Annotated in this window: 10 protein-coding genes and 1 pseudogene; 4 read left to right on the plus strand and 7 right to left on the minus strand. The window is 72.4% G+C overall.

All coding sequences use genetic code 11. From position 1 onward, the window contains the following. Positions 1-161: 161 nt before the first annotated feature. Positions 162-737: a TerD family protein gene (locus tag ACQPZG_RS19085; protein ID WP_433546940.1), complete on the minus strand. Its 576-nt coding sequence runs from the start codon at positions 735-737 to the stop codon at positions 162-164. Positions 738-924: 187 nt separating this feature from the next. Here ACQPZG_RS19085 and arfB point away from each other — a divergent pair, with 187 nt between their 5' ends. Further along, the gene (gene arfB / locus ACQPZG_RS19090) at positions 925-1353 is read left to right on the plus strand and encodes an alternative ribosome rescue aminoacyl-tRNA hydrolase ArfB (protein ID WP_433546941.1); all 429 of its coding nucleotides are present in this window, start codon (positions 925-927) and stop codon (positions 1351-1353) included. Between the two features lie 196 nt (positions 1354-1549). Then, positions 1550-2122, plus strand: coding sequence for a dihydrofolate reductase family protein (locus ACQPZG_RS19095; protein ID WP_433546942.1), 573 nt, complete (start codon positions 1550-1552; stop codon positions 2120-2122). A 295-nt stretch (positions 2123-2417) separates the two neighbouring features. Here ACQPZG_RS19095 and ACQPZG_RS19100 read toward each other — a convergent pair whose 3' ends face one another. Continuing rightward, positions 2418-3029 (minus strand): flavin reductase family protein, encoded by a 612-nt coding sequence (locus ACQPZG_RS19100; protein WP_433549464.1) that lies wholly within the window; start codon positions 3027-3029, stop codon positions 2418-2420. A gap of 301 nt (positions 3030-3330) precedes the next feature. Between ACQPZG_RS19100 and cdgB the strand changes: the two genes are divergently transcribed. After that, a complete protein-coding gene (gene cdgB, locus ACQPZG_RS19105; RefSeq protein WP_433546943.1) occupies positions 3331-5037 on the plus strand; it encodes a diguanylate cyclase CdgB in 1707 nt (568 codons plus the stop codon). 108 nt (positions 5038-5145) lie between these two features. Further along, positions 5146-6198 (plus strand): carbohydrate-binding protein, encoded by a 1053-nt coding sequence (locus tag ACQPZG_RS19110; protein WP_433546944.1) that lies wholly within the window; start codon positions 5146-5148, stop codon positions 6196-6198. Between the two features lie 158 nt (positions 6199-6356). Here the strand turns inward: ACQPZG_RS19110 and ACQPZG_RS19115 are convergent, their stop codons facing one another. The 5 genes and pseudogenes from ACQPZG_RS19115 to ACQPZG_RS19135 form a co-directional block, all read right to left on the minus strand. After that, positions 6357-7208, minus strand: coding sequence for a class II fructose-bisphosphate aldolase (locus ACQPZG_RS19115; protein ID WP_433546945.1), 852 nt, complete (start codon positions 7206-7208; stop codon positions 6357-6359). A 39-nt stretch (positions 7209-7247) separates the two neighbouring features. Beyond that, complete coding sequence (locus ACQPZG_RS19120) at positions 7248-8189, minus strand: 1-phosphofructokinase family hexose kinase (protein WP_433546946.1); 942 nt, start codon at positions 8187-8189, stop codon at positions 7248-7250. 152 nt (positions 8190-8341) lie between these two features. Next, complete coding sequence (gene nagA / locus ACQPZG_RS19125; protein ID WP_433546947.1) at positions 8342-9511, minus strand: N-acetylglucosamine-6-phosphate deacetylase; 1170 nt, start codon at positions 9509-9511, stop codon at positions 8342-8344. Positions 9512-9705: 194 nt separating this feature from the next. Beyond that, a pseudogene (locus tag ACQPZG_RS19130) lies at positions 9706-10623 on the minus strand (ROK family protein); the annotation flags it as partial. Positions 10624-11117: 494 nt separating this feature from the next. Continuing rightward, complete coding sequence (locus tag ACQPZG_RS19135) at positions 11118-12023, minus strand: SIS domain-containing protein (protein WP_433546948.1); 906 nt, start codon at positions 12021-12023, stop codon at positions 11118-11120. Between the last annotated feature and the right edge of the window lie 46 nt (positions 12024-12069).

A 12069-nucleotide genomic window follows, 5' to 3' on the forward strand; every position in this document is an offset into this window, starting at 1 on the left:
CAGGGGCAGCGGCAGGGGCAGCGGCCGGGGCTGGATGCGGCTTGGCGCACGGGAGCCGGCCACGCGCGGACGCACGAAGGCCCCGGCCACCGCTGCGGCGAGGCAGGCGGTGAGCGGGGCCTTCGCGGTGACCGGTCAGGTCACGCGGGCGCCGTACGTCCTCAGACGTTGACGCCGAAGTCCTGGGCGATGCCGGTGAGGCCCGAGGCGTAACCCTGGCCCACCGCGCGGAACTTCCACTCCGCACCGTTGCGGTACAGCTCGCCGAAGACCATGGCGGTCTCGGTGGCGGCGTCCTCGCTCAGGTCGTAGCGCGCGATCTCGGTGCCGCCGGCCTGGTTGATGATGCGGATGAAGGCGTTGCGGACCTGGCCGAAGTTCTGCGAGCGGGCTTCCGCGTCGTAGATCGAGACCGGGAAGACGATCTTGTCGACGTCGGCGGGCAGGCCGGCCAGGTTGACGTTGATCTGCTCGTCGTCGCCCTCGCCCTCGCCGCTGCGGTTGTCACCGGTGTGGACGATGGTCTGGTCCGGCGTCGCCTTGTTGTTGAAGAAGACGAAGTGGCCGTCCGAGTAGACCTTGCCCTCGGGGTTCACCGCGATGGCGGACGCGTCGAGGTCGAACTCCGTGCCCGTGGTCGTGCGGACGTCCCAACCGAGGCCGACCGTGACGGCGGTCAGGCCCGGGGCCTCCTTGGAGAGCGAAACATTGCCACCCTTGCTGAGGCTTACTGCCATGGGATGTCCCTTTCCTCGTGATGTGCGGGCTCCGGTACGAGTGCCGAAGCTACCGTCACCCATCTAACGCGGCCAGGGTCTCAGGAAGTTCCTGCTTCGCGCGGTTCTCTTTACTTTCTTTGCCGAATTGCCCGGCGGACCCGAAACCGGAGTGACGCCGAGGGGGGTGAGCAGGGACTATGGACGCATGTCCGGGCCCTACATCATCCGTGGCTCCGTCTCCCTCCCGGAGGCCGAGCTCATGTGGCGTTTCTCCAGGTCGTCGGGGCCCGGTGGCCAGCATGTGAACACCTCGGACACGAGAGTGGAACTGCGCTTCGACCTCGCGCGGACCGACGCGCTGCCGGAGGTGTGGAAGACGCGGGCGCTGGAGCGGCTGGCGGGACGGCTGGTCGACGGGGTGGTCTCGGTGCACGCCTCCGAGCACCGGTCGCAGTGGCGGAACCGGGAGACGGCCGCGGTCCGCCTCGCGTCGCTCCTCGCGGAGGCGAGCGCGCCGCCGCCGAGGCCGCGGCGGGCGACGAAAATCCCACGGGGCATCAACGAACGGCGGCTGCGCGAGAAGAAGCAGCGCAGCCAGACCAAGGGCGGCCGGTCGGGCCGCGACTGGCACTGAGTCCCTGCGGGCCGGGGCGGAACCTCCGGCGACGGAGGTCGCTTTCGCGGAACGGCCGGGGAAACAGCGATGAGTTTCCGCGTGGTCCCCAGTCATAGTTCATGGTGGGTGCGACGCGACCGCGGGCGAGTGGCGTGGGCCCGTGCACCGGCCGTACCTGCTGCGAAACCAGACACGAGATGCCGAGGATTCCACGATGCGCACCCTGATCAGCACCGCTTTCGTCTCGCTCGACGGCGTCGTCGAGGCCCCCGGCGGCGAGCCCGGGTACCGGAACTCCGGATGGACCTTCAAGCACGTCGAGTTCCTCCCCGAGGCGTTCGAGATCAAGGAGCGCGAGCAGAGGGAGTCCGCCGCGCTGATGATGGGCCGCGCCAGCTACGAGGCGTTCAGTCCCGTATGGCCCGCCATGGAGGAGTTCGCGGACTACAAGGTGATGCCCAAGTACGTCGTCTCCACCACCCTCACCGACGACGACCTGGTGTCGGACTGGGGCGGGACCACGATCCTGCGCTCGCTCGACGAGGTCGCCGCGCTGAAGGAGACCGAGGGCGGACCGATCATCGTGCACGGCAGCGCGTCCCTGAACCACGCCCTCTCCGACGCCGGCCTCATCGACCGCTACCACCTGCTCGTCTTCCCGCTGCTGCTCGGTGCGGGCAAGCGGCTGTTCAGCGCCACGGACAAGGACGCCCAGAAGCTGGAGCTCGTCGAGTACGAGGCATACGCCAACGGCCTCCAGAAGAACGTCTTCGACGTCGTCCGCTGAGGAGGCCGCCGACGGACACGGCTGCCGGAGCGGACGGGTCCACGGGAGCGGGCGGGTTCACGGGAGCAGACACGGACGCCGGGGTGGACACGGCTGCCGGCGCCGGCCGTGCGGCCCGTGCCCGGACGGTCCGCACGGCCCGGCGCGGGTGTCGGTGTGCGGGGCGGAGGGCCCGACTCGACTGTCGGTGCGCGGCGCGGGCGGCCCGGCTCGGGTGTCGGCGTGCGGCGCGGAGGGCCCGGCTCGGCTGTCAGTGCGCGGCGCGGAAGGTCCGGCGCGGACGGTCCCGCGCGGATCAGCCGAGTCGGCGGTAGGAGCCGCGGAAGTAGGCGAGGGGGCCGTCGTCGTCGTTCGGCAGGTCGACCGCGAGGACGTGGCCGATGACCAGGGTGTGGTCCCCGGCCTCCACCCGCTGCTGGGTGCGGCACTCGACGACGGCGAGCGCGCCGCCGACCAGCGGTGCGCCGGAGACCTCGCCCCGCTTCCACGGGATGTCCGCGAAGAGCAGGCGGTCGCTGATCCGGCCCTTCATGGCGAAGCGGCCCGCGATGTGCCGCTGGCCCTCCGACAGCAGGGAGACCGCCCACAGGGGCTGTTCGGCGAGCAGGTCGTCCATGCGCGAGCCGTTGCGGACCGAGACCATCACCAGCGGCGGGTCGAGGGACACGGACATGAAGGCCGTCGCGGTCATGCCGACGTCCTCGCCGCGCGGGCCGCCGTCCTCGTCATGGGCCGTCACCAGCGTCACGCCCGCCGTGAAACGGGCCATCGCCGCGCGGAACTCGTCATTGCTCACCCCCACAGGATGGGGGGTCGCCGTCTGTCCGGGCGAAGCGAGGGGGCTCCGGGGGGCGCTTTCGGGGGTGGCTTCCGTCGTCTGCAACACCTGACCGACGCTAGGCCGCATCATGACCCGGCACATCGGGCACAGGGACCAGATGCGACCTAGGTCCCATGGCCGACATACCGCGCCGCGCCTTCCGCTCGCCGCGTGTTTTCGGCCATACGGGGCTGTGAGCAGTCCGGAAGCGCTTTCCGCTTCGCAAGGTCAACTTCCGGAACGACTTTGTGACTTGAGTCACAGAACGGAGATATTGTTGACCCTGTGTACCGGGAGGGCAGCGCGCTGTGATTCAGTGGCCGTGGCAATCGGACGATGAGAAGCCTGGAGTTGCTGTCGTTGCTGTCGAGGTCTCGGGGAGCGGGTCATGGAGGCCGAGTCGGAGCCGTACGTCCGTCTTGCGACCCTGCGGCAACTGCACCGGGTGGTCGCTGACCTCAACACGGCACGGAGTCTGTCGGACACCGTGCAGGCCGTCGCGGACGGCATAGTCGCCGGTCTCGGGTACGAGCTGGCGTGCGTGAACCTCGTACGCCCCGACGGCGACCTCGTCGTCGCCGCCTTCGCGGGCAACAGCGCGGCAGAGGCCCTGATCACCGGCCGGGTCGGTTCCCGCTCCTCCTGGGAGCGGCGGCTGACCATGGGCGAGCGGTGGGGAGACCTCCACTTCATCCCGCACCACGAGGGATGGGTGCTGGTCGAGGACGACGTGCCCCAGTGGCACACCGAGGGCCCCGACCCCCGCTTCGCCGACGAATGGCACCCCGGCGACCGCCTGTACGCGCCGATGTACGCGTCCGGCGGCGAGGGCGAGCTGATCGGAGTCATCTCGGTCGACCGGCCGCGCGGCGGACGCCGCCCCGGCGCCTGGGCGCAGGAAGCGCTCACGATGTACGCCTCCCAGGCCGCCATCGCCATCATCAACGCCCGCCTGCGCTCCAACATGCAGCGCGCCCTGGTACGCCTGGAACGCGAGCAGCAGGCCCTGCGGGCCAGCGAGGAATCCTTCCGGCAGGCCTTCGAGTACGCCCCCTCCGGCATGGCCATCGCCGAGATGGGCGGCGACCAGCACGGACGCCTCCTGCGCACCAACGACGCCCTGTGCCGACTGCTGGGCCGTCCCGCCTCCGCGATGCGCCGCTACTCCTTCGCCGATCTCGTCCACCACGAGGACGTCGGCACGCTGCTGCGCACCTCCGCCGAGGGCGGCCGGGCCGAGCTGCGGCTCCAGCGCCGCGACGGCAGCTTCGTGTGGGTCTCGCTGCGCAACTCCGTCGTCGCCGACACCGCCGACGGCCCCCGCTTCCTGCTCACCCACGTCGAGGACATCGAGGAGCGCAAGCGGCACGAGCTGCACCTGGCGCACCGCGCGTCCCACGACTCCCTCACCGGCCTGCCCAACAGCGCCGAACTGCGCGCCCGGTTGAGCGCACGGCTGTGCCGCAGGCCGCACGCGGTGCGCGCCACCGCCGTGGAGGCTCTGGACGCCGCCTATGACGGGGCGTACGACGACGGCGTGACGTACGACGGCGTCGCCACGTACGACGACGGGTTCTACGGCGACCCGATGGGCGAGGGCGAGCCCGGCTTCTACGACCACCACGTGCACACCGTCGCGCCCCAGGAGGGCGTCACGGACGGCGGCGTTCCGATCGACGACGGGACGAAGGGGCTGGCGGTCCTGTTCTGCGACCTGGACGGTTTCAAGTCCATCAACGACCGCTTCGGACACCAGGCCGGTGACACGGTGCTGATCGAAGTGGCACGCCGTCTGACCACCTGTGTACGCGACGGTGACACCGTCGCGCGGCTCGGGGGCGACGAATTCGTGGTCCTGGCCGACGGATTGGGCAGCGCGGACGCCGCCGACCTGGCCGTCCGCCTCCGTAACGCGATCATTCCGCCGATCCGGGTGGACGGGCGCGCGGTACGGGTCGGAGCCAGTTTCGGCATCGGCTGGGCGGCGTGCGGGATGACCGTCGACGAGGTGCTGCAATCCGCCGACCAGCGCATGTACATCGAGAAGCGGTCGCGTTCGAAGGTCCAGTCCAGGGTGCACCGGCGGGCCGGCTGAACCGTCCGTACTCCTCGGTGTGACCCATGTCCCCAAGGCGGTTCGCCCGCAGCGGGTAGGCTCGCCCGGTCGGCGACGCTGGCGAACATGGTGAGGAGTGACGCTGGGATGACGGCCGGGAACAACGGCACGAGCACACCCGAGGACGACGATCCGTTCGGCTACCTCTACGAGGACGGACGCGCGGCAGGCGCGCAGCCGCCACACTCGGGCGGCGGCTACGGCTACCCGGGCCCGAGCTCGCAGCGCGGGGTCCCCAGGACGTCGTACAACCAGGTGAGAGCGGTCGGCGAACGCACGTACGGCGGCCACCAGCAGGGCCAGCAGGCGCACGGCGGACAGCAGGCCACGCAGGCGTTCCCGCAGCAGCAGGGGTACGCGGGCGAGCCCGGCCGGCAGCAGTACGGACAGCCCAACGCGCACTACGCCGCCCCCGAGACGCAGCCCGGCGGCGCGCCCCCCGCACGCCCGGCCGCACACCTCGCCGACGGCGGGCTGGGCGGGCACGGCGGTCGCGGCGGACGCGGGCGCGGCCCGAACACGCGCGGCCTGCTGATCGGCGCGCTCGCGGTGGTCGCGGCCGTGGTGGTCGGCATCGGCGCGGCGCTGTACTTCGGCAAGGAGAACGACGACAAGGGCCCCCAGGCGGGCGGCGCCAACACCGGCGGCGCGGGCGGTCAGAAGCAGACCCAGGAGCCCTCGCCCACCACGGAGCCCACAAAGGACACGAAGCCGCCGGTGGAGCTGCCGACGGTGCAGGCGGGAGCGCTGCAACTCGCCACGGGCATGACCACGGACAAGACGATCCCCGGCGCGAAGTCGGACAGCGGGGCGTACGTGCCGCTGTCGAAGCCCGGCTCGACGGCGACGTGGACGGTGAAGGTGCCGGAGGCGGGCCCGTACACGCTGTCCGTCGACTACGGCACCCCGGGCAAGGACGTCAAGGCCGACCTGACGGTCAACGGGAAGCCGCACGCGACCGGCGTGGCCATGAAGAACTACGGCAACACGCCGGAGGGCGACTGGGAGAAGGGCTGGAAGAACACCTACTCCTACGTGAACCTCCAGGCGGGCGACAACACCTTCGTGATCTCGTGCCCGCAGGGCTGTGAGGCCAACCTCGACCGGGTGGGCCTGAGCGCCGGTCACAAGAACTCCTAGACGGCACACTTCGTCCGGCTCGGGCGAAGCGCGCGGCCCCCGTCGGCAGTTGTCCGGCGGGGGCTTTCGCGTACCCCAGTAGGGCGCCGCAGGGCGTCGCGTCTGCCGCACCGGGAGTGTCCGCGGCGCGTGCGGTGTGCCGTCCGGCCGACCGCCCGTCAGCCGACGGTGGCCAGGAAGTGGGCCACCGTCGCCGCCATCGCGTCGCGGCCCGGCGCGAGGTACTTGCGGGGGTCGACGACCGAGGGGTGGGCGTCCAGGTACGCCCGTACGGCACCCGTGAAGGCCGTGTTGAGGGCCGTGCCGACGTTGATCTTGACCATGCCGGCGGCGACGGCGCGCCGGATCTCGTCGTCCGGGACGCCCGAGGAGCCGTGCAGGACGAGCGGGACCGGGACCGCCTCCCTGAGAGCGGCGATCAGCGCGTGGTCGAGGGTGGCGGTGCGTTCGGTCATGGCGTGCGAGGAGCCGACCGCGACGGCGAGTGCGTCGACGCCGGTGTCCGCGACGTAAGTGGCGGCCTCCTGGGGGTCGGTCCTTACCCCGGGTGCGTGGGCGTCCAGCGGAGCCTCCCCGTCCTTGCCGCCGACCTCGCCGAGTTCCGCCTCGATCCAGATGCCCCGCTCGTGGCCCCAGCGGACGGCCGCGGCGGTCGCCCTCACGTTGTCGTCGTAGTCCAGCTTCGACGCGTCGAACATCACGGAGCTGAACCCGGCCCCGTGGGCCGCGTGCAGGAGGTCGACCGAGACGACGTGGTCCAGGTGGAGGGAGAGAGGGGCGGAGGAGGCGCGGGCGACGGCGGCCGTGGCGGAGGCGAGGGCGATGAGGTCGCCGCCGTGGAATCTGACGGCGTTCTCGGAGATCTGGAGCACGGCGGGGGAGCCGGCCTGCTCGGCTCCGGCGGCGATCGCCTCGGCGTGTTCGAGGGAGATGACGTTGAAGGCGGCGAGGGCGGTGGCAGCGGAGCCGGTGGCGGCTGCGACGAGTTCACCGGTGGGGACCAGGGGCATGTCGGCTTCCTGTTCTGGTGCTCGGGTGCGGGGTGGGACTCACCGGGGTGCGCTGCCGCTCGCGGGTGAGGTGACCTCGACCCGGGGCAGCAGGGACTCGTACGTCGCCCGGTCGAACTCGCCCGCCGCCGGAGCGGCGACCGTTGCCGCCGACAGGGCCACCGCCAGCGCGAGACGGTCGGGCCACGAGAGGCCCGTGACCAGGCCGGAGAGGAGGCCGGCCACCGCCGAGTCGCCCGCGCCCGTGGGGTTTCCCCTCACGGGCGCCGGAGGTGCGGCCTGCCAGCGGCCCTCCTCCGTCGTGGCGAGGATCCCGTCCGGGCCCAGCGAGGCGACGACCGCGCGCGCTCCCTTGCGGCGGGCGTCCGCCGACGCGGTCGAGGGCTCGCGGGAGCCCGTGAGCCGGGCCAGCTCGTCCGCGTTGGGCTTGATGACGTCGGGGCGGGCGGCGACGCCCCGGCGCAGGGGTTCGCCGCTCGTGTCGAGGAGGACGGGGACACCGGCCGCACGGGCACGGCGGACGAGGTCGGCGTACGCACCGACGTGGATGCCCGGCGGCAGGCTGCCGCAGAGTGCCACCGCCCGCGCGCCGCTCAGGAGTTCGCCGTACGCGGAGAGGAACGTCTCCCACTCGGCGGGGGCGACGGCCGGGCCCGGTTCGTTGAACTGGGTGGTGTCGCCGGTGGACGCGTCGACGACGGCGAGGGTGCGACGCGTGTTTCCGGCGATGGGGATCAGGGCGTCGACGGGGGACTCCGACGCGAGCAGGTCCCGGACGACGGCACCCGTCGCACCGCCGACGAAGCCGGTGACGACCGTTTCGTGGCCGAGCGCGGCCAGGACCCGCGCCACGTTGAGGCCCTTGCCGCCCGGACGCTCCGTCACGGACGTGACCCGGTGGGAGGCGTGGGGAACGAGTCGCGAAACGTGATGGGTGAGGTCGAGAGCGGTGTTCAGCGTGACTGTCAGGATCGGGCTCATGACCCTCGTTCACCCCCGTAGCGTTGTCGGACGCCTGCTGAGAAGGCACCTTCTCATGTGTCCGCCACGGTGATCATGCCAAAGAGAAGGTGACCGGCCCAGGGGGACGGGCCGGTCACCTCCCCTTGATTCGGGGCGAATTCGGCGAAAGGTCAGCCGACTTCGGGCTCCAGGACCCAAGCGCCCCTGCGCATCACGCCCTTGACCGCGAAGTCCGCGTCCAGGACGACCAGGTCCGCGTCCTTGCCGGGCTCCAGGGAGCCGACCCTGTCGTCGACGCCGAGGAGGCGGGCGGGGTTGGCGGACAGCGACCGCACGGCGTCCTCGACGGACAGCCCGTCGATCGTGACCGAACGGCGGAACGCCTTGTCCAGGGTGAGCGTGGAGCCCGCGATCGAGCCGCCCTCGACCAGCCTGGCCACGCCCTCGCGCACCTCGACCGCGAGCGGCCCGAGGTCGTAGAAGCCGTCGCCGAAGCCCGCCGCGTCCATCGCGTCGGTGATCATCGCGACGCGCGCCGCGCCCGCGTGGTGGTACGCGAACCGGAAGGCGCCGGGGTGCAGGTGCGTGCCGTCGTTGATCAGCTCGACGGTGACCCGCTCGTCCTCCAGGAGCGCGACGATCGGCCCGGGGGCGCGGTGGCCGACGGCGGGCATCGCGTTGTAGAGGTGGGTCGCGACGGTGGCGCCCGCGTCGATGGCGGCCACGGTCTGCTCGTACGTGGCGTCCGTGTGGCCGACGGCGGCGAGCACGCCGTGCTCGGCGAGCAGGCGTACGGAGTCCAGGCCGCCCGGCATCTCCGTGGCCAGCGTGAACATCTTCGCCGTGCCGTGCGCCGCGTCCATCAGCTTGCGCACGTCCGCCGGGTCCGGGTCGCGCAGCAGCGACTCGCTGTGCGCGCCCTTGCGGCAGGGGGAGATGAACGGCCCCTCGAAGTGGATTCCGGCCAGGTCGCCCTGCTGGACCAGCTCGGCGAGGAGCGCCGCACGGGAGGCGAGGACGTCCATCTCCTCGGTGACGGTGGAGGCGACCATCGTGGTCGTGCCGTGCGCGCGGTGGGTGGCGACCGCCTGGAGCACTTCCTCCGCCGTGCCGGAGGTGAAGGACGCGCCGCCGCCGCCGTGCACGTGCATGTCGACGAAGCCGGGGACGACCCAGTGACCGGAGAGGTCGAGGGTGCGGTGTTCGGGGGCGGAGGCCGCGGTGCCGGGGAGCGCTCCCGCGATCTTCGTACCGTCGACGATGACCCGGCCGCCGTCGACGGTGCCGGTGGGGAGCACCACCTGGGCGCCGGACAGGACCTGGACCTGGTGGGTGGTCATCGGTCGGTTACCTCCGTGGTGTCCATGACGTCGGTGCGCATGGGGTGGGGGGTGCGGGGAGTGGGGGTGCCGGGCGTGGGCGCGGGCGTCGTGCTGGTGTCGGCGGTGCGGTTGGTGGGGGTGGCGGTGTCGGCGGTGCGGTTCGTGGCGGTGCTGTCGTCGGCGTCGCTGCTGTGGGCGGTGCTGTCGTTGTACGTGGCGAGGAGGTCCCAGGCGAGGAGGCCCGCGCCCAGACAGCCCGCCGTGTCGCCGAGCGCGGCGGCCACGATCGTGGGGAGCTGCTGGAACGTGACGCGCTGCGCGACCGCCGCGCGCAGCGGTACGAACAGGGTTTCACCGGCCTCGGCCAGCCCGCCGCCCACGATGAGGGTGCGGGGGTCGAGCAGGGTGAGGGCGGTGACGAGGCCGTCGGCGAGGGCGTCCACCGCCTCCTGCCAGACCCGGAGGGCCCGGGGATCGCCGTTCTCGACGGCCCTGGCGCAGTCCGCCGCGTCGGCGGCGGGGTCGCCGGAGGCGTCGGCCCAGACCTGGGAGACGGCGGAGGCGGAGGCGTAACGCTCCAGGCAGCCGCGCTGGCCGCAGCCGCAGTCGACGCCGCCGGGGCGCACCACGATGTGGCCGATCTCGCCGGCGCTGCCGTGGGCGCCCGCCTCGATCGCGCCGGCGATCCCGATGGCGCCCGCGATGCCCGTGCCCAGGGCGACGAAGAGGAAGCGGTCGGCGTCCTGGGCGGCGCCGACCCGGCCTTCGGCGAGGCCGCCGGTGCGGACGTCGTGGCCGAGGGCGACCGGGATGCCGCCGAGCCGTTCGCCGAGGAGGGTGCGCAGCGGGACGTCGCGCCAGCCGAGGTTGGCGGCGTACACGGCGATGCCGTGCTCGGCGTCGACGATGCCGGGGACGGCCACGCCGGCGGCCGAGGCGCTCTCGCCGAAGTGTTCCTCGCCGTATGCGCGGAGGTCTTCGGCGAAGGCGAGGATCGACTCGACGACAGCCTCCGGACCGCGGTCCCGGCCGGTGGGGCGGCGGGTCTCGTGGAGGAGGGTGCCGTTGGGGGCGACCAGGGCGGCCTTCATGCCGGTGCCGCCTACATCGAGGGCGATGACGTGTTTCACGGGGGTAGTGTCGCGCGTCGACCTCGGATAGGTCTAGTCCACTGGGGGGTGGGTCGTGAGCGGCGGGGGCGCACGGGGGCGTACGGGTACGGGGGCGTGTGCGTAACGGGGAGGGGGTGGGGTTGGGCGTGCGGTGGCGGGGGTGGGGCGGGGGGCGCCTCCGGTGGGGGCCTCCGGCGGGGGGTGCACCCCCCCCCGTGGGGTCTCAGGCCCGGGGGCGCACCTCCGGTGGGGCCTTCGACGAGGGGTGCGCCTCCGATGGGTCTCAGGCCGGGGGGCGCACCTCCGGCAAGGGGGGCCATCCCCTTGCCGGCCCTCCCCAGGCACTCGTCTTCGCTTGTGCAGAGGGATCCCCGCCCCCCAGGCACTCGCCTTCGCTCGTGCAGGGACCCCTCGCGTCCTCTTGGGGCGGCCCCGCCGCCCCAAGAGGGCTGACGTAGGGCCGGCCCCGCCGCCCAAAGGGCTACCGGGGCGGGCAGGGTGCGTGTGCGGGATCAGGGGAGGATGACGCTGCGGGAGAGGTTGCGGGGGTGGTCGGGGTCGTAACCCTTCGACTCGGCGAGGACGACCGCCAGGCGCTGGGCGCGGATCAGGTCGGCCATGGGGTCGGCGCCGGCGTGGGTGACGAGCGTGCCGCCGACGTTCGTGACGTCGCCCGCGAGGCCCTCCGGGAGGGGGCCGAACATCCAGGCCACCCGGCCAGGCCCGGTGATCGAGATGGGGCCGTGGCGGTATTCCATGGCGGGGTAGGACTCGGTCCACGCGCCGGCCGCCTCGCGCATCTTCAGCCCGGCCTCCTGGGCCAGCCCGTACGTCCAGCCACGGCCGAGGAACGTCCACTGTTCGGCGGAGGTGACGGACTCCGGGAGCGGCTCGGTCACCGCGAGTTCGGCGTCGACCGCGGCGGCGGCCACCGTCTTCACGCCGGGCGCGAGGGAGCCGGTGCGTTCGAGTCCCGCGCGGAGGAAGGCGAGTGCGGTCGTCGCGAACCGGGTCTGCACGACGGATTCCTCGTCGGCCCAGTCGAGGACGGCGATCGTGTCGGCCGCGTCCATGACCGGGGTCTTCGGGTCGCCGGTGAGGGCGAGGGTGGGAGCCTTCCCCCGTACCTCCGCCAGCAGCGCCAGCACCTCGCTCGTGGTGCCGGAACGCGTGATTGCCACCACACGGTCGTAGGAGCGGCCGACCGGGAACTCGGAGGAGGCGAACGCGTCGGTCTCGCCCTGGCCCGCTGCCTCGCGCAGTGCCGCGTACGCCATCGCCATGAACCACGAGGTGCCGCAGCCGGTGACGGCAACGCGCTCACCAGGCAGGGGAAGGCCCTCGAAGTCGGTCGCGTACTCGGCGGCGCGCCGCCAGCAGGTCGGCTGGGTGGCAATCTCAACTGAGGTACGGGACATGCGCGACGGCTCCTCGGGAACGTGGACGGCGTTGTTGACCTTGATG

The sequence above is a fragment of the Streptomyces sp. CA-294286 genome (assembly GCF_050947155.1).
Taxonomy (GTDB): domain Bacteria; phylum Actinomycetota; class Actinomycetes; order Streptomycetales; family Streptomycetaceae; genus Streptomyces.